This is a genomic window from Nocardia sp. NPDC055053 (genome assembly GCF_053608285.1).
In genome coordinates, this window is record NZ_JBSGVD010000014.1 from 78,425 (window position 1) to 96,572 (window position 18,148).

At 67.7% G+C, this 18,148-nt stretch carries 16 protein-coding genes; 7 read left to right on the forward strand and 9 right to left on the reverse strand.

Annotated elements, in window-relative coordinates; translation table 11 throughout:
- Window positions 1-2 precede the first annotated feature (2 nt).
- From cydB to ACWF82_RS16980, 3 genes are all read right to left on the reverse strand, one after another.
- Window positions 3-1,031 carry a cytochrome d ubiquinol oxidase subunit II gene (cydB, locus tag ACWF82_RS16970; RefSeq protein ID WP_452502113.1) on the reverse strand — a complete coding sequence of 343 codons (1,029 nt, stop codon included), beginning with the start codon at window positions 1,029-1,031 and terminating at the stop codon, window positions 3-5.
- Between the two features lie 9 nt (window positions 1,032-1,040).
- The gene (locus tag ACWF82_RS16975; RefSeq protein WP_452502114.1) at window positions 1,041-2,537 is read right to left on the reverse strand and encodes a cytochrome ubiquinol oxidase subunit I; all 1,497 of its coding nucleotides are present in this window, start codon (window positions 2,535-2,537) and stop codon (window positions 1,041-1,043) included.
- A 177-nt stretch (window positions 2,538-2,714) separates the two neighbouring features.
- Window positions 2,715-3,617 (reverse strand): aminodeoxychorismate lyase, encoded by a 903-nt coding sequence (locus tag ACWF82_RS16980; protein WP_452502116.1) that lies wholly within the window; start codon window positions 3,615-3,617, stop codon window positions 2,715-2,717.
- A 100-nt stretch (window positions 3,618-3,717) separates the two neighbouring features.
- Between ACWF82_RS16980 and ygfZ the strand changes: the two genes are divergently transcribed.
- The 4 genes from ygfZ to ACWF82_RS17000 all read left to right on the forward strand — a co-directional run bounded on the left by ygfZ (window position 3,718) and on the right by ACWF82_RS17000 (window position 6,860).
- On the forward strand, window positions 3,718-4,833 hold the full coding sequence (gene ygfZ / locus ACWF82_RS16985) for a CAF17-like 4Fe-4S cluster assembly/insertion protein YgfZ (protein ID WP_452502118.1): 1,116 nt from the start codon (window positions 3,718-3,720) through the stop codon (window positions 4,831-4,833).
- A complete protein-coding gene (locus tag ACWF82_RS16990) occupies window positions 4,830-5,513 on the forward strand; it encodes an MOSC domain-containing protein (RefSeq protein WP_452502120.1) in 684 nt (227 codons plus the stop codon). The genes ygfZ and ACWF82_RS16990 overlap by 4 nt, the downstream gene beginning before the upstream one ends.
- Window positions 5,510-6,460, forward strand: coding sequence for an asparaginase (locus ACWF82_RS16995; RefSeq protein ID WP_452502121.1), 951 nt, complete (start codon window positions 5,510-5,512; stop codon window positions 6,458-6,460). Before ACWF82_RS16990 ends, ACWF82_RS16995 begins: the two co-directional genes overlap by 4 nt.
- A 175-nt stretch (window positions 6,461-6,635) precedes the next feature.
- Entirely contained in the window at window positions 6,636-6,860 is a 225-nt protein-coding gene (locus ACWF82_RS17000; protein ID WP_189030048.1) for a DUF3073 domain-containing protein, read from the forward strand.
- A gap of 287 nt (window positions 6,861-7,147) precedes the next feature.
- Here the strand turns inward: ACWF82_RS17000 and purM are convergent, their stop codons facing one another.
- From purM to purF, 6 genes are all read right to left on the reverse strand, one after another.
- On the reverse strand, window positions 7,148-8,227 hold the full coding sequence (gene purM / locus ACWF82_RS17005) for a phosphoribosylformylglycinamidine cyclo-ligase (protein ID WP_189030046.1): 1,080 nt from the start codon (window positions 8,225-8,227) through the stop codon (window positions 7,148-7,150).
- Window positions 8,228-8,315: 88 nt separating this feature from the next.
- Window positions 8,316-10,001 (reverse strand): ABC transporter ATP-binding protein, encoded by a 1,686-nt coding sequence (locus tag ACWF82_RS17010; RefSeq protein WP_452502124.1) that lies wholly within the window; start codon window positions 9,999-10,001, stop codon window positions 8,316-8,318.
- A complete protein-coding gene (locus ACWF82_RS17015; RefSeq protein WP_452502126.1) occupies window positions 9,994-10,950 on the reverse strand; it encodes an ABC transporter permease in 957 nt (318 codons plus the stop codon). The genes ACWF82_RS17010 and ACWF82_RS17015 overlap by 8 nt, the downstream gene beginning before the upstream one ends.
- Window positions 10,950-11,990, reverse strand: a complete 1,041-nt coding sequence (locus tag ACWF82_RS17020) for an ABC transporter permease (RefSeq protein WP_452502271.1) — start codon at window positions 11,988-11,990, stop codon at window positions 10,950-10,952. The genes ACWF82_RS17015 and ACWF82_RS17020 overlap by 1 nt, the downstream gene beginning before the upstream one ends.
- Window positions 11,991-12,043: 53 nt before the next feature.
- Window positions 12,044-13,660, reverse strand: a complete 1,617-nt coding sequence (locus ACWF82_RS17025; RefSeq protein WP_452502127.1) for an ABC transporter substrate-binding protein — start codon at window positions 13,658-13,660, stop codon at window positions 12,044-12,046.
- 254 nt (window positions 13,661-13,914) lie between these two features.
- Window positions 13,915-15,462 carry an amidophosphoribosyltransferase gene (gene purF, locus ACWF82_RS17030; protein WP_452502129.1) on the reverse strand — a complete coding sequence of 516 codons (1,548 nt, stop codon included), beginning with the start codon at window positions 15,460-15,462 and terminating at the stop codon, window positions 13,915-13,917.
- 145 nt (window positions 15,463-15,607) lie between these two features.
- Between purF and ACWF82_RS17035 the strand changes: the two genes are divergently transcribed.
- The 3 genes from ACWF82_RS17035 (at window position 15,608) to ACWF82_RS17045 (ending at window position 18,148) form a co-directional block, all read left to right on the forward strand.
- Window positions 15,608-17,023 carry a YhgE/Pip domain-containing protein gene (locus ACWF82_RS17035; RefSeq protein ID WP_452502131.1) on the forward strand — a complete coding sequence of 472 codons (1,416 nt, stop codon included), beginning with the start codon at window positions 15,608-15,610 and terminating at the stop codon, window positions 17,021-17,023.
- A complete protein-coding gene (locus ACWF82_RS17040; RefSeq protein ID WP_452502133.1) occupies window positions 17,016-17,504 on the forward strand; it encodes a hypothetical protein in 489 nt (162 codons plus the stop codon). Before ACWF82_RS17035 ends, ACWF82_RS17040 begins: the two co-directional genes overlap by 8 nt.
- A gap of 143 nt (window positions 17,505-17,647) precedes the next feature.
- The gene (locus ACWF82_RS17045) at window positions 17,648-18,148 is read left to right on the forward strand and encodes a hypothetical protein (protein WP_452502135.1); all 501 of its coding nucleotides are present in this window, start codon (window positions 17,648-17,650) and stop codon (window positions 18,146-18,148) included.

The following is an 18,148-nucleotide window of genomic DNA, read 5'->3' on the forward strand; positions in this document are numbered from 1 at the left end:
ACTCAGTCCTTGCTGGTCAGCGGCAGCCCGGTCGGCGCCGGAATCTGCTCGACGGTCAGCCGCTGACGGAACACCCAGTACGTCCAGCCCTGGTAGACCAGCACGACCGGCGTGGCCAGCAGAGCGGCCCAGCTCATCACCTTCAGCGTGTACGGCGTCGAGGACGCGTTGTAGATGTTCAGGTCGTAGAGCGGGCTGATGGTCGAGGGCAGCACGTTCGGGTACATCGAGCCGACGATGAGCACGGTCGCCGAGATGACCGTCAACGTGGTGCCGACGAAGGCCCAGCCGTCGCGGCCCGCCGCGTTCGCCGCGCCGGTGAGCACCAGACCGAGTACGGCCGTCACCAGCACGGCCCAGGTCCAGCCGGCACCGTAGGCGAGCTGGGTCCACACCCCGAAGCCGCCGACGATCACCGCGGTCGGCACCAGCAGCAGCCGGACGATGCGCTGCGCGTCGGCACGGACCTCGCCGCCGGTCTTGAGCACCAGGAACACCGCGCCGTGCAGGGCGAACAGGATGCCGGTCGTCAGGCCGCCGAGCAGGGCGTAGGGGCTGAGCAGATCCCACACCGAGCCGACGATCTGGCGATCGGAGTTCAGCGGCACACCGCGCACCAGGTTCGCGAACACCCAGCCCCAGGCCAGCGCCGGGATCCAGGAGCCGATCCCGATGCCGATATCGCACCAGGCCCGCCATTTCGGATCGTTGATCTTGGCGCGGTATTCGATCGCGCAGATCCGCAGGATCAGCGCGACCAGCAACAGCAACAGCGCCAGATAGAACCCGGAGAACATGCTCGCGTACCACTCGGGGAACGCCGCGAACATCGCGCCGCCAGCGGTGATCAGCCAGACCTCGTTGGCGTCCCACACCGGGCCGATGGTGTTGAGCACAACGCGCCTGCGGGTGTCGGAGCCCTTGCCGAGGATCGGCATCAGCATGCCGACACCGAAATCGAAGCCCTCCAGCACGAAGTAGCCGGTGAACAGCACGCCGATCAGAACGAACCAGAACTGCTGCAGATCCATCACCGGCTCCTAGTAAGCGAAGGAAAGTTGTTCGACGGCGGGCTCTTCCGGTTTCCGGTGCTCGCCGGTGTCCGGACCGTCGGGGCCGTCGCCGGTGGATGGCCGTGTCGGCTCGTCCGGCCCGGCGACGGTGTACCGGCGGATCAGGTAGAACCACACCACCGCCAGCACGCCGTAGAGCAGCGTGAACACCACCAGCGAGAACACAACCGTCGCGGGTGCGTGGTCGGAGACCGCCTGCTGCACCGTCATCCGGATGTTCGGGTCGCCGGTCGGGTTGGGCACGACAGCCCACGGCTGGCGGCCCATCTCGGTGAACACCCAGCCCGCGGCGTTGGCCAGGAACGGGGTGGGGATCGCGAGCAGGCTCAGCCAGGAGAACCAGCGCTGGTCGGGCACCCTGCCCCCGCGAGTCACCCAGAATCCGGCGAGCAGCAGCAGCACCGAGCCGGCGGCCAGGCCGATCATGGCGCGGAAGGCCCAGTAGGTGACGAACAGGTTCGGCCGGTAGTCGCCGGGCCCGTACTTGACGTTGTAGGTCTGCTGCAGGTCGACGACGCCGTCGAGGGTCACCCCGGTGAACTCGCCCTCGGCCAGGTACGGCAGCACATAGGGCACCTCGAGCACGTGGGTGACGCTGTCGCAGTTGTTGTGCGTGCCGACGGTGAGAATCGAGAAGTCGGGGTCGGTCTGGGTGTGGCACAGCGATTCCGCCGAGGCCATCTTCATCGGCTGCTGCTCGAACATCAGCTTGCCCTGGATGTCACCGGTGAAGATCACCGCGACGCCGGCCAGGGCGACCACCACCAGCGAAAGCCGCGCCACCGGCCGCCACATGACGCGCGCGTCCTCGAGTTTCGCCGGATCACCGCTGCGCGCGTTGCGTACCATCCACCAGCCCGCGATACCCGCGACGAAGGTGCCAGCGGTGAGGAACGCGCCCGCGACGACGTGCGGGAACGCGGCCAGGGTCGTGTTGTTGGTGAGCAGCGCCCAGATGCTTTCCAGCTCAGCGCGTTCGGTCTCGGGGTTGTAGCGCGCGCCGACCGGATGCTGCATGAACGAGTTCGCGGCGACGATGAAGTAGGCCGACGCGTTCACGCCGAAGGCAACGATCCAGATGGTCGCCAGGTGCACGAGTTTCGGTAGCCGGGTCCAGCCGAAGATCCACAGGCCGATGAACGTCGACTCCATGAAGAACGCGATGAGCGCTTCCAGCGCCAGCGGCGCGCCGAAGATGTCGCCGATGAAGCGGGAGTACTCGCTCCAGTTCATCCCGAACTGGAATTCCTGCACGATGCCGGTGGCGACGCCGATGGCGAAGTTGATCAGGAACAGCTTGCCGAAGAATTTGGTGAGCCGGTACCAGTGTTCCTTGCCGGTGATCACCCAGGCGGTCTGCATCCCGGCGATCAGCGGTGCCAGACCGATTGTCAGCGGTACGAAGATGAAGTGATAGACGGTGGTGATACCGAATTGCCACCGGGAGACGTCCACAATGTCCATCCGACCCTCCAGCTTCTACTACGACAAGTCGTAGTAGATCGTACGCCTGGATCGACCCCTGTTGAGCGTGACAACCGCCACGACACGCCAAAAGGTTGCTGCACGATGGATATTACGCGGTCCGGCCGGGGATTCCCGGCGCCGCGGGGGCACGCCCACCCGTGCCCCGCACACGACTCACCAGTCGCCGATGGTCCCCGGCCGTTCGACCCCCAGATTCACCATGTCGATGATCTCCTGCGCATTGTCCGGCGCCGACATGCGCACACCGTCGAGCTGGTTCACCCGCGCGGCCAGCGTGATGCTCGACAGCAGCCAGATGCTGTCGCAGTCGAACAGGTCGGCGGTGAACAGCGACTGGTACTTGCACTCCCAGCCCTGCTTCTCCGCCACCGCGAACAGCGAACGCTGCGTTACCCCGGGCAGCACTCCGCTCTTCGCGGGCGGGGTGATGAGCTGCTTGTCGCGCGCGATCACGACGGTCGAGCGCGGGCCCTCGAGCACCCGGTGCTCGGTGCTGTGGAAGATCACGTCCTCGGCGCCCATCCGCCGCGCGAACCGCAGCGCGGCCATATTGGTCGCGTACGACAGCGTCTTCGCGCCGAGCAGTTGCCACGGCGCCGCCTGCGCGAGGTCGACCGAGATGCCGCGGGCCAGCGACATCACCTTCACGCCTTCGGCGCGGGCCGTGGCGACCCGAGCCGGTACCGGGGAGACGAGCACGTACGCGGTTGGCTTCGGTTCGGTCGGGGTCAGTCCCGCCGGAGCGTCGTATTCGGAATCGCGGCCGCGGGTGTAGATCAGCCGCAGCATGCCTTCCTCTTCCGAACCCCACTCCTTGCACGCCAGCTCGACCGCGGCGCGCCATTTCGACAGCCCCGGCTCCGGCAGCTCCAGCGCCTGCGCGGACCGGCGCAGCCTGGCGAGGTGGAATTCCAGCGCGGTCGCCGTGCCGTCGCGGACCAAAATCGTTTCGAAGACGCCATCACCGCGCAGTGCGCCGATGTCGTCGGCATAAAGCGACGGCGCGTTCGCGTCAGCGACCGCGCCGTCGAGTGTCACAAGTACCCGTTCTCCCATGTGGAGAGCGTAGGCGTTATCGGTCCGTTATGCCTACGGCTGCTCCGAATCGGACGCCCGGCTGCGGCGCGTGTCGGTGGACGCGCCTACAGTGGGTCTTGTGTCGGTGGTCGTCGCCCCCAGTCCTGTTCTCCACACTCCGGGTGCCGTCGCGGGCGCACCTGGCTCCCCGGACGCCGCGGTCGCGTGGCACTACGGTGATCCGTTCGGCGAACAGAAGGCCGCGGCGCAACGCGTCGCGGTGGTCGATCGCTCGCATCGCGCCGTCGCCAGGATCACCGGCGCCGAGCGTCTGAGCTGGCTACACACCATCACCAGCCAGCACATCGCCGCACTGCCCGACGGGCACAGCGCCGAGAATCTCGACCTCGATCTCAACGGCCGCGTGCTGCACCACTTCGTGCTCACCGATCTCGACGGCACCGTCTGGCTCGACACCGAGGCCGAGCGCGGCGCGGAGCTGGTCGCGTTCCTGCAGAAGATGGTCTTCTGGGCCGATGCCAAGCCCGAGCCCGCACCCGACTACGCCGTGCTGAGCCTGCTCGGCCCGCAGGTGAGCACGCTGCTCGACGCGCTCGGCATCGCCGCGCTGCCCGAGGTCTACGCCGCCGTCGCGCTGCCGGGTGGCGGCTTCCTGCGGCGCATGCCGTGGCCCAGCGCCGATTCCTTCGACCTCGTCATCCCCCGCGCCGAGCTCACCTCCTGGTGGACCAAGCTCACCCAGGCCGGCGCCGCGCCCGCGGGCATGTGGGCCTTCGAAGCACTGCGCGTGGCCGAACTGCGGCCCCGGATCGGCGTCGACACCGACGAGCGCACCATCCCGCACGAAGCCCGCTGGATCGGCGGCGTCGACGAGCACGGCGCGGTGCACCTGAACAAGGGCTGCTACCGCGGGCAGGAGACGGTCGCCCGGGTGCACAACCTCGGCAAGCCGCCGCGCAACCTGGTGTTGCTGCACCTGGACGGCTCGGCCGACGAGCGCCCGGCCACCGGCGCCGACGTCACCGCGGGTGGCCGCACGGTCGGCAGGCTCGGCACGGTCGTCGACCACTACGAACTCGGCCCGATCGCGCTGGCCCTGATCAAGCGGTCGGTCCCCGCGGGCACCGAACTGGTGGTCGGCAGCATGGCCGCCGCCATCGACCCCGACTCGATCCCCGCCGACGATGTCGTGCAGCCGGGCCGGGCCGCCGTCGACCGGCTGCGCGGGCGATGAGCCGCCCGATCCTGCGCGTCGGTGACACCGGCCGGGTGGAGGCCGTGTGCGTCGTGCACGCCGAGCTCGAGGTCCGCACCCGCGTCGGGCGGACCGCCATCGATAAGCGTCCCGTCGACGGTCGCGTCGCGGTGCGTGCCCTCGGCCTGGCAGGCGATCACGTCTGCGACACCGTCAACCACGGCGGCGTGCACCAGGCCGTCTACGCCTACGACGAGGAGGACGCCCACCGCTGGGCCGGTGAACTCGACCGCGAGCTGCCCGCTGGCTGGTTCGGCGAGAACCTGCGCCTGAGCGGGCTGCCGATCAGCGACGCGGTGCTCGGCGCGCACGTCACGATCGGTGACACCCTGCTCGAGGTCAGCGCGCCCCGCGTCCCCTGCTCGACCTTCCAGCAGTGGGCGGGCGAGCGCCAGTGGGTGAAGCGCTTCACGCTCCAGTCCGACACCGGCGCCTACTTCCGGGTGCTCACCGAGGGCACGGTCGGTGCGGGCGACGAGGTCCGCGTGGTGCACGTGCCCGACCACGGCATCACCGTGCGCGACGTGTTCACCGGCGCCGACCCCGCGCTGCTGGAACGGCTGCGCACCGAGGAGCCGAGCATCTCCGACGACATCCGCATGCAGATCGACCGGCACACCAGAACCCGCACCGACGTCCCCCTGGAGGTCCGGCCATGAGTCTGGAACTGGTCGAGGTGGTTCGCTCGGGATTTCGTGAGTGCGTGCACCGCGGCTCGGTCGTCGTGCTCGACGCCGACGGCACGCCCACCCTCGAGCTCGGCGAGGTGCACGGCCCGATCTTCCCGCGTTCCACCAACAAGCCGATGCAGGCATTGGCCCTGCTACGCAACGGTTTCGACCCCGTCGATGACGACGAACTCGCCGTCGCCACCGCATCGCACTTCGGCGAGCCCGACCACATCGCCCTGGTCCGCAGACTGCTCGACCGCTACGGCTTCGCCCCCTCCGACCTCGCCTGCCCACCCGACCTGCCCTTCGAGGACCGCGCCCGCGCCGCCGCGCTCACCGGCTCCGGCCCGAGCCCGCTCTACATGAACTGCTCGGGCAAACACGCGGCGATGCTCGCGACCTGCGTGATCAACGACTGGCCGCGCACCGGATATCTCGACGTCGAGCACCCCCTGCAGCAGGCGGTGCTCGCCACGATCGCCGACGTCACCGGCGAACCGGAAACCGACCTCGGCATCGACGGCTGCGGCCTGCCGATCGTGCCCGTCTCACTCGTCAACCTCGCGCGCGCCTTCGCCGGCTTCACCACGGCCGACACCGGCACCGCGCCGCGCCGGATCGCCGATGCCGTTCGGGCGAATCCGCGAGTGATTTCGGGCACGAAGGGCCCGGACCTGCTGGCCATGGCGGCCACCCCCGGCCTGTTCTGCAAGATCGGCGCGGACGGTGTGCACGCGGGTGCGCTGCCCGACGGAAGGGCCTTCGCGTACAAGATCGACGATGGTCACGACCGTGCCCGGATGCCCTTGACGCTGGCGATTCTGCGCAGGCTCGGGGTCGATTGGACCGACGAGCACACCGACCTCGCGGCCACCGCGGTCCTCGGCGGCGACGCCAGAGTCGGTGTGATCCGCGCGATCCCGGGGGTTCTCTGAGACGGGGTGCGCTCGGCGAAGAAGGGGCAAACGGCACCGGTTCGGTAGTTCTTCACCCACTCCTGGAAGCGCGACCGCCTGACACACGCTAAAGTGTCTGTCAGGAAGAGTATTAATTCGAACGGGGCCGCCAACAAACCCCAGGCCGCCCCGCAGTGACGCGAGGGGGTCAGCCATGGGCCGTGGCCGGGCTAAGGCAAAGCAGACCAAAGTCGCACGTGAGCTCAAGTACAGCTCCGCGCCGACCGACTTCGCGAGCCTTCAGCGCGAGCTGTCGGATAGCACTCCGCTCCACTCCCAACCAAGGAGTGGCGGCGTGATTTCCGACGAGCACGACGCAGACGATTCGCCGTCCCGTTGGAACAACGAGGACGACGACTACGACAGCTGGCGTCGCTGACCGAACGCCGGTGAAGGGGGAGGCCACGACGGCCTCCCCCTTCAACCGTTGTTCCGGCAGCGACCCAGGCTCGCAGCAGTACGGCGAACATCCGAATACACGACGAGCGTCCTGTGCACACACAGGACGCTCGTCGTGTTCGCCGCCTCGAGGCCCCGACCACCCCGAGCCGACCGGCACTGACCCCTTCGGTCAGGTTTAGCCGTTCCCGCGGCGCGCAAACCACCACAAACACGTGAGCCGGGCCGCAGCAGCGACCCGGCTCACGGTGTGCAGGCTGTAGTGCGTCAGAACCTGGGGTGGTCACCCAGCAGGACGGCACGCGGCGCGCCGGCGTCGGCGGCCTTCTTGACCTGGCCCAGGGTCCAGCAGTCGATGTGGCGGGCGGTGAGCACCGCCAGCGCGCGGTCGGCGTCCTCGGGCGCGACGATCGCGACCATGCCGACACCCATGTTGAACGTCTTCTCCATCTCGGCCCGCTCGACGCGACCGCGCTGGGCGATCATCTTGAACACCGGCGCCGGGTTCCAGGTGCCACGGTCCAGCTCGGCGACCAAGCCCGCGGGCAGCACGCGCGCCAGGTTGGCGGCCAGACCGCCACCGGTGACGTGCGAGAAGGTACGCACATCGGTCTCGGCGATCAGCGCCAGGCAGTCCTTGGCGTAGATGCGGGTCGGCTCGAGCAGTTCCTCACCGAGGGTGCGGCCGAACTCCTCGACGTAGCCGGTCAGCGACATCCGGTCGATGTCGAGCAGGACCTTGCGGGCCAGGCTGTAGCCGTTGGAGTGCAGGCCGGAGGAGCCCATCGCGATGACGACGTCACCGGGGCGCACCCGGTCGGGGCCGAGCACCGAATCGGCCTCGACGACACCGACGCCGGTGGCGGACAGGTCGTAGTCGTCCGGGTCCATCAGGCCTGGGTGCTCGGCGGTCTCGCCGCCGAGCAGCGCGCAGCCCGCCTTGATGCAGCCCTCGGCGATGCCGGAGACCAGCTCGGCGACCTTCTCCGGGATGACCTTGCCGATGGCGATGTAGTCCTGCAGGAACAGCGGCTCGGCGCCACAGACCACCAGGTCGTCGACGACCATGGCGACCAGGTCGAGGCCGACGGTGTCGTGCTTGTCCAGCGCCTGGGCGACGGCGATCTTGGTGCCGACGCCGTCGGTGGACGCGGCGAGCAGCGGCTCCCGGTATCCGCCCTTGAGCGCGAACAGACCGGCGAAGCCGCCGATGCCGCCCTGCACCTCGGGCCGGCTGGCCTTCTTCGCCAATGGTCCGAACAATTCGACGGCGCGGTCACCGGCTTCGATGCTCACGCCTGCCGCAGCGTAGGAAGCGCCTGCACCGCTGGGTGTCTGTTCAGTCATTGTGGGGGAAAGCTCCAAACCGAATCGGCGGATAGATGCCTAGTAACTCTAAGTGATCCGCCGGTTCAGCTGTCGTGCGGCTCCTAGCTCATTGTTCCAGCTCGGTGGCCGATGCAGGCGATTTGCGGCGGTCGGCCGCGTTCTCGGCCCGGCGGGCACGCTGTTGCACCGGGTCGGGGACCGGAACAGCGGCGACGAGGCGACGGGTGTACTCGTGCCGCGGGTTGCGCAGAATCTGCTCGTTGTCGCCTTCCTCGACGCAGGTTCCGTCGCGAAGCACCATGATCCGATCGGCGAGCTGGTCGACGACGGCGAGGTCGTGGCTGATGAACAGACACGCCCACCCCCAGCCGCGCTGCAGATCGGCGAACAGTTCGAGCACCGCCGCCTGCACCGAGACGTCGAGCGCGCTCGTCGGTTCGTCGGCCACGAGCAGGTCGGGGTCGAGGACCAGCGCTCTGGCCAGGCTCACCCGTTGCCGCTGGCCGCCCGACAGCTCGTGCGGATAACGGTCCTCGGTGCCGGCGGGCAGCCGCACGTCGTCGAGCATGTGCCTGACCCGCTCGCGGATGCTCGCGCGATCACCGATGCCGTGCACGACGAGCGGTTCGGCCACGCACTCGCCGACGGTCAGGCGCGGGTTCAGCGACCCGGCCGGGTCCTGGAACACGAAACCGAAGCGCCGCCGGATCGGCCGCAGCTTGCGCTGGGACAACTCGGCGATGTCCTGCCCGCGGATCAGCACCCGCCCCGAGGTCGGCCGCTGCAGCGCCGCCACGCACCGCCCGATGGTCGACTTGCCCGACCCGGACTCACCGACAAGGCCGAGGGTCTCCCCCGGCCGGATCCGCAGGCTGACCCCGTCGACGGCCCGGAACGCGGGCCGCCCGAACGGTCCGGGGAACTGCACGACCAGATCGCTGACGTCGAGCACCGGCTCGGCCTCCTGGTCGATCACAGGCCGCTCGATGGTCGCCGACCCCAGGTGCGGAACGGCGTCGAGCAGCGCCCTGGTGTACTCGGCGCGCGGACTCGCGAACAGCTCGTGCACCGGTGCCTGCTCGACGACCTCACCCGCCCGCATCACCACCACCCGGTCGGCCAGGTCGGCCACGACACCCATGTTGTGGGTGATCAGCACGATCGCACTGCCCAGCCGGTCGCGCAGATCGCGCAGCAGTTCCAGGATCTCGGCCTGCACCGTCACGTCCAGCGCCGTGGTCGGCTCGTCGGCGATGATCACCTTCGGTTCGCACGCGATGGCGATGGCGATCATCACGCGCTGCTTCTGCCCGCCGGAGAGCTGATGCGGGTAGTAGTCGACCCGGTGTTCCGGATCGGGCAGCCCGACCGTGCGCAACAGCTCGATCGCCTTGGCGCGCGCGGCTTTCCGGCTCATCCCCCCGTGCGCGCGCAATGCTTCGCAGATCTGGAAGCCCGCGGTGAACAGCGGGTCGAGCGCGCGGGCTGGTTCCTGGAAGATCATCGAGACCTCGCCGCCACGCAACGCGGTCAGCTGCTTTTCGGTCATCGCGGTCACCGCGCGGTCACCGATGCTGACCAGCCCGCGCACCTGCGCGGTGTGCGGCAGCAGCCCGATCGCGGTGCGCGAGCTCACCGATTTCCCCGAGCCGGACTCGCCGACGATGGCGAGCACCTCGCCGGGGAACACCTCGTAGGACACGGTGCGCACGGCCGCGACGGGCCCGCTGTCGGTCGCGAAGGTCACCGACAATCCGGCGACCGACAGTGCGGGCGTGCGGGTTTCAGTCATCGACCGTCTCCTTCTCTTCGGCCGTGGTGACCGCCCTGCGCGTCCGCAACAGCGGGTTCAGCGTCTCGTCGATGCTCTCCCCGACCAGCGTCATCCCGAGGACGACGAGCACGATCGCGGTGCCGGGGAAGATGGAGGTCCACCAGATCCCGTTGGACACATCGTTGAGCGCCTTGTTCAGGTCGTAACCCCATTCGGCCGCCTGGGTCGGTTCGATGCCGAACCCGAGGAAGCCGAGCGCGGCCAGCGTGAGGATGGCGTCGGCGGCATTGATGGTGATGATCACCGGCAGCGACCCGGTGACATTGGACAGGATGTGCCGGAACATGATTCGCGCGGTCGACGCACCGGTGACCCGCGCCGCGTCCACATACGGTTCGGTCTTCACCGCCACGGTCGCATTGCGGACGACCCGGAAGTATTGCGGCACATACACAACCGTGATCGCGATGGCCGCCGACAGCATCCCGCCGAGACTGCTCGACGTCCCGCCCGCGACGACGATCGACACGACGATGGCCAGCAGCAGCGACGGGAACGCGTAGATGGCGTCCATGACCAGCACCAGCACCCGGTCCACCCACCGCCCGACGTACCCGGACAGCAGCCCGAGCGGCACGCCGACCAGCAGCGAGAGCACCACCGCGATCACGATCACCAGTAACGCGGTCCGCGCGCCGAACAGCACCCGGGAGAACACGTCCTCGCTGCGCACCGAGGTACCGAACCAGTGCTCGGCCGACGGCGGCTGCTGCGATACGAAAGCCACACCGTCGGAAGAGTTCTGGGCGAGGCCGTAGGGCGCGAGCAGCGGTGCGAACACCGCGACGAGCACGAACACCGCGACCAGAACCAGCCCCGTGATGAGCGTGACCCGTTGCAGCCCGGCCGTCTTCGCCAGAAGGCCGGCACCCGGCAGGCGCCGCCGTTTGCCCGTTGCCGTGCTCATCAGAACCTCACCCTCGGGTCGATCAGCGCGACGATCGCGTCGACGACGAAGCTCATCACCGCGACCACCAGCGCGATGAACGCGACAATGCCCTGCACCGCGATGAAATCGCGCGCCCGCAGATACTCGGCGAGCTGATAGCCGAGGCCCTTCCACTCGAAGGTGGTCTCGGTGAGCACCGCGCCGCCGAGCATCATCGCGATGCACATGCCCATCACCGTGATGATCGGGATCAGCGCGTTGCGCACCGCGTGCCGCCCGGTGACCACGCGCGAGGACAACCCGCGCGCCCGCGCCGCCTCGACGAAATCACTGCGCAGCGTCTGGATCAGGTTGACCCGCACCAGCCGCAGGAAGATGCCGCCGGTGAGCAGTCCGAGGGCCAGCGCGGGCAGCACCGCGTGTTCGAGCACGTCGAGCACATAGGACGGTTCGCCGTAGAGGATCGCGTCGACGATCAGGATGTTCGTCTTCGGCGAGACATGTTGCAGCGCGAGCTCGACATCGGTGCTGGCCCGCCCGCCGACCGGGAGCCAGCCGAGCCACACCGAGAAGATCAGCTTGAACAGCATGCCGACGAAGAACACCGGGGCCGCGTAGGCCAGCACCGCCGAGAACCGCAGCACCGCGTCCGAGGTCGAATCCCGGTGTGTCGCCGCGTATCTGCCCAGCGGAACGCCGACGGCGAAGGCGACGACCAGCCCCCAGAACACCAGCTCGAACGTGGCAGCGCCGTAGGTGATCACCACCTCGCTGATCGCCTGGTTGTCCTGGGTCCGACCGAAATCACCGTGCAGGAATCCGGTGATGTACTCCCAATATTGGGCCAGGATCGGCCGATTCAGCCCGGCCGCTTCCTTGCGCTGTTCGATCTGCTCCTGGGTGAGCCGGCCACCCATGGCCGCGCTGATCGGGTCGCCGATCACCCGCATCAGGAAGAACACCACCGTCACCAGCAACCACGCGGTCGGCAGAATCAGCAGCAGCCGAATCAGCAGGTACCGCAGCAAAGCCACCTGGCGGGAACCCCCGCCGCGCATCCACCCGAAACGCCGCGCCCGGATCACCGATCCGGGCGCAGCGGGTACGTCACTCACTTGCTCAGTACCGTGAACCGGAACTTGAAGGATCCGTCGAGGGTCTGCTCGACACCGGCGACGCCGGGCTTGGACACCGCGACCTGCTTCCCCGAGAGCAGCGGCAGCGTCGGCAGATGGTTCTGCGCCAGGTCGGTCTGGATCTTGCGCAGCAGCTCGACTCGCTTGGCCGGATCGGATTCGGTGGTCTCGGCGATCAGCTGGGCGTTGATGCCGGGGTTCTCGAAGTGCGACTGCAGGAAGTTGTTCGGCCCGAAGAACGGCGAGAGGTAGTTGTCGGCGTCCGGGAAGTCGGGGAACCAGCCGAACTGGTACATCGGGTAGCCGTCGGAGGCACGTTCCTTCTGGTAGGTGACCCATTCGGTGGACTGCAGGTTCACCTTGAACAGGCCCGACGCCTCGAGCTGCGACTTGACCGCGGCGTACTCCTCCGAGGAGCTGGAGCCGTAGTGGTCGGGGTTGTACTGCAGGTTCAGCGTCACCGGGGTGGCCACGCCCGCGTCGGCCAGGAACTTCGCGGCGAGGGTCTTGTCCGGCTTGGCGCCGTAGAGCTCCTTCAACGGCTCGGCCGCGCCCGTCATGCCTTGCGGCACATAGCCGTACGCGGGCTGATAGGTGTTCTTGTACACCGAGGAGGCCAGCGCTTCCCGATCCACCGAGGACGCGAGCGCCTTGCGCACGGCCAGCTTCTGCTCGGGGGTGTTGCCCGGCATGGTGTTCATGTTGAACACGATGTAGCGCAGTTCGCCGCCGGGTCCGTCGGTGACCTTCACCTTGGAATCGGCACGGAGCGAATCGATGTCGGTGGGCGTGAACGAGCGGTAGCCGACGTCGATGGCGCCGTTCTGCAGGTCCAGCTTCAGGTTGTCGGAGGTGGCGTAGTACTTGGTCGAGACCGTGGTGTTCTTCGGCGTGCCGAGGATGCCCTGGTAGGCGGGGTTGGCCTGGTACTCGACCAGCTTGTTCTTGTCGTAGCTGGTGATCGTGTAGGGTCCCGAATAGCCCTTCGCCGCAACGACTTCCTCGTCGGTGGCCACCTTGTCGGCCGAGAACACCTTCTCGTCGACGATCGGGCCCGCCTGGGTCGGCAGGATGGTCGGGAAGGTCTGGTCGTTGGCGACCTTCAGCGTGAACGCGACGGTGAGATCGTCGACCACATCGGTCTTGTCGAGATTGCCGAGCAGCGAGGCGGGACCGTGCGGATCGTTGATCTTCAGCATCCGGTCGAAGGAGAACTTGACGCTCTTGGCGGTCAACGGATTTCCGTTGGCGAATGTCAGCCCGGATTTGATCTTGCACGTGTACACGGTTGGCGCGGTGAACTCGCACTTCTCCGCCGCATCGGGCTTGGGCGTGGTGTCGCCCGGCGCGAAATTCAGCAGATACGAATAGATCTGATTCTCCACCAGCAGCGAGCCGTTGTCGTAGGCGGCGGCCGGGTCGAGCGAGAAGATCTTGTCCGTGGTGCCGACGACCAGCCCCGCACCGGACCCTGCCTCATCGGTGCGGCCCGAACCACAGCCTGCCAGCGCGGCGGCGACGACAGCCGCGACACCCACTGCGGCAACTTGTTTCGCGCGATTCTTGCGAACGCTCAGTGCACTGTTCAACATCAGGTCCCATTCTCGAACGCCACGCCGTCGCCGCACCCGGATCACAGGTGCGACGACAACACGGTGAGCTAGCGATATAACGGGGGACCGTACAGGCGAACCATTACCGCCCAGTATCAATTCGTGCGAATAATTGCTCGGATGTTATGAACTAATCTTACGAAATTATCGGTTACCGGAATTCCTTACGTACACAACACAAAAAGGGCCGATCAGGTTTATCCTGACCGGCCCCTCCTGGTGACGATGCGGCGCTACGGCCTGCTCAGCGCATCGGCGTTGACGTTCTCGGCGAGCAGCTTGGCCTCCGGCTTGCCCGAGAGCATCCCCTCGAGCACGTTCTTGCCGATGGCGGCCTCCTGCGGCAGCGGGATCGGGTAGTCGCCGGTGAAGCAGGCGGTGCACAGCCTGCTGGCCGGCTGCTCGGTGGCGGAGATCATGCCCTCGGTGGAGATGTAGCCGAGGGTGTCGGCGCCGATCGAGCGGCGCACGTTCTCGACCATGTCGTCGTAGCTGTCGTCGGCGCCCGCGCCGTTGGCGATCAGCTCCGCGCGCGAGGCGAAGTCGATGCCGTAGAAGCAGGGCCACTTCACCGGCGGCGAGGCGATCCGGACGTGGATCTCGAGCGCACCGGCCTCGCGCAGCATGCGGATCAGCGCGCGCTGGGTGTTGCCGCGCACGATCGAGTCGTCGACGACGATGAGCCGCTTGCCGCGGATGACCTCGCGCAGCGGGTTGAGCTTGAGCCGGATACCGAGCTGGCGGATGGTCTGGCTCGGCTGGATGAAGGTGCGGCCCACGTACGCGTTCTTCATCAGGCCCTGGCCGTAGGGGATGCCGGAGCCCTGCGCGTACCCGACCGCGGCGGGCGTGCCCGACTCGGGCACCGGGATCACCAAATCGGCGTCGACCGGGCTCTCCTTGGCCAGCTTGCGGCCGATCTCCACGCGGGTCGAGTGCACCGAACGTCCGGCGATCGTGGTGTCGGGGCGAGCCAGGTACACGTACTCGAAGACGCAGCCCTTGGGCTCGGGGTTGGCGAAGCGCATCGAGCGCACGCCGTCGGAGTCGATCGCGAGCAGCTCGCCCGGCTCGATCTCACGGACGAACGCGGCGCCGACGATGTCGAGTGCGGCGGTCTCGGAGGCGACGACCCAGCCCCGGTCGAGCCTGCCGAGCACCAGCGGGCGCACGCCGTGCGGGTCACGCGCGGCGTAGAGGGTGTGCTCGTCCATGAAGGTCAGGCAGAACGCGCCGCGCAGCTGCGGCAGCAGTTCCATCGCGGCCTGCTCGATGCTCGAGTCCGCCGCGGCGTGCGCCAACAGGGCGGTGACGATGTCGGAGTCGGAGGTCGCGCCGGTCATCTGCGGGCGGCCGTCGATCACGCCTGCCCCGATCAGGCCGAGTTCGCGTGCGCGCCCGGCCAATTCGGCGGTATTGACGAGGTTGCCGTTGTGGCCGAGCGCCAGGCCGGAGCCGACGGCGGTGGTGCGGAAGATCGGCTGCGCGTTCTCCCAGGTGACGCCACCGGTGGTGGAGTAGCGACAATGTCCGACGGCGATATGACCTGGCATCGCGCCGAGGGTCTGCTCGTCGAAGACCTGACTGACCAGGCCGAGATCCTTGAAGACCAGGATCTGGGAGCCGTCGGAGACGGCGATACCGGCCGCCTCCTGCCCGCGATGCTGCAGGGCGTACAGGCCGTAGTAGGTGAGCTTGGCTACGTCCTCGTCGGGAGCCCAGACGCCGAAAACGCCACACTCCTCGCGGGGCTCGTTCTCGGGCTCGTTGGGGTCATTCACCGTTTGCTCCCTGTTCGGGCGGGCTGGGGGCACCCGTCATTCTACGGGTGAATAGGGACGCGTTGTACGCGCGCTCGCATCCCGGCAGCAATCTCCTGTTCGCGTACCCACCGATCAGCCGTCGTGAGCTGTTACCGTGCGCAAGGTGACAACGGACGACAGCGGGCACGAAGCAGCCGGTGATGCCGGTTCGGGTAGTGAAAACGCCGGCTCGGCGCGGAAAGATTCCACCCAGGCACCGGCGGCGGAAGCGATATTCGCCACACCCGCGTCCGATCGGCGTCACTGGTCCCACATCGTGGTCATCCCCACGCTGGTGCTCACGGCGCTGACCGCGCTGCTCGGCGTGATGTACCTCGGCTATGTCGCCGATCCGGAGGAGAACCTGCACGATTTCCCGATCGCGCTGGTCAACCTGGATGTCGGCGATGTCACCGGCTCCGGCGACCAGCAGAAGCGGGTCGACTACGGCAAGCAGGTCGCCGACGGGCTGGTCGCGAACGTGCCCGCCGACAAGGTGAATCTGCGCGTCGTCGGCAAGGCGGAGTCCGAACAGTTGCTGCGCAACGCGCAGGTCTACGGCGCCATCGTCATCCCCGGCGACTTCAGCAAACGTCTGGGCATTCTCGGCACGGGCAGCATCGTGCCCGGCGAGATGGAACGGCCGATCATCACCCTGCAGACCAACCCGGGGATGGGCGCGTTCGGCGTGCAGATCGTGCACCGCATCGGCGACCAGGCGCTGGCCGAGGTGAACAAGCAAGTCGGCACCCAACTGACCGACCAGGTGAAGGCCACCCTCGCGCAGACACCGGAGGGCGCGCCGGCGCCCCAGGTGTCCGGCGCGGCGACGCTCACCTTGGAGAGCCCGGTCGAGGTGGTGTCCCAGCAGTTCCGGCCGCTGCCCAGCGGCTCCGGCGAGGGCTTGACCGCGTTCTTCTACGCCCTGCTCCTGCTACTGGCGGGCATGGTCGGCGCGATGGTGATCCACACGATGGTCGACGCCCAGCTCGGCTTCGTCCCCACCGAATACGGCCCCTGGTTCGTCCACTACCCGACGGCCTCGATCTCTCGCTTCCACACCCTGCTCCTCAAATGGGGTGTGATGACGCTGGCCTCGGTGGTCATCTCGGGAGTCTTCATGCTCGCGGCGAACATCGTCGGCATGCCCATCGGCAACCCACTCGCGCTGTACCTGTTCTCGGTCCTGGCGATGATCGCGGTCGGCTGGACCGGCCTGATGACCCTCGCCGCCTTCGGCAGCGCGGGCCTGCTGGTGAACCTCATCCTGTTCGTCATCCTCGGCCTGCCCTCCTCCGGCGGCACCGTCCCGATCGAAGCCATCCCACCCCACATGGCCTGGCTCGCCGAATTCGAGCCGATGCACCAGGTCTTCCTCGGCACCCGCTCCATCCTCTACTTCGAAGCCAACTACGAAGCAGGCCTCGACCGCGGGATCTGGATGTCCCTACTCGGCATCGCGATCGCCGTCGTCGGCGGCGTCACCATCACCCGCTACTACGACTACAAAGGCCTGCACCGCAAGAACTCCGATGCCTGAGCGGACCCGCCTCGTGTACTGGCGGGCCGCCACTGTGGCCGTTCCGGCAGGAGCTGTCATCGGAGTTGCGCTCTTTGCATTGTCAGCGGCCATCATCGACGGAAACTTGGGAATCGCCACCGGCCTACTCGCCTCTACGCTGGTGGTCGGATTCGCCGGCCTGATGCTGCGGATGTACAGGCGAAAATATGCCCGCTCGTCAGAATCGTTCGGGCCAGAAAGCTTCGTAACGTCGGCGGTCGGCTTGGCCTGCATCAGCCTCCCGTACACCGTCTCAGCCGCGCGCGCAGCGTGGTGGCTGATCGTCCTCCCGCTCGTCCTCGGCGGCACCTTCGTCATCCTCGGCGAGACCGTCACCGACAAGTGGTCTACATCTTTCACGCGTGCCGGCGTGGGCCTGCTAGTAGCTTTCGCAGGTTTCGCGCTATCGCTGATCGGCCTACTCTTGACGATCGCGATCGCATCGGTGTTTCGGCACTGAACTGATCAGGCCAGACCGAGCGGGCATCACCGATCGGCGACTTCGCGGGCCGGGGCTCACTCGTCTGCGTGAACCGGCGCCACCGCTATTGGCAAGCCGAAATAGCGTGGCTCAGTGGCGCATTCGCGCTAACGTGGCGGTCGATGAGACGTGCGACAGCCTTGATCTCGATCCCCGCGGCGGCACTGATCGTCGCCTGCCAGGCGCCCGACGACACCACTCCACCCGGCCCGCCGCCGCTCGTCGCGGCATGCGCGGGTGATCTGCCGACCGGGCCGCAGACGATCGCCGGATTCGACCTCGCGAGGTTCATGGCGGACACCCGGCTGCCGTCGGGTGTCCGGGTGGCCGCCGGCGAATTGGCGTTCTCGCCAGGGCTGCCAGGAATGGTCGACCTGTCCCTCGACCTCTGTCTGCCGGGTACCCCGACTTTGGACGATCTGCTCTCCGTGGCCACCGGACTGGCGCAGGACCTCAAAGCCGACGAACTGGGAACGCGAACCGCCGCACTGTCCATCTCCTGCGTGTGCCCACACCTGCCGGGACGCACCGCGGTGCGCGACCAGGACTTCCAACTCCATCCATGGGATGGCACGCCGTCCGCGGAGGCCGAGCGCATGAACTGGGAAACATCGGGCGGCTAG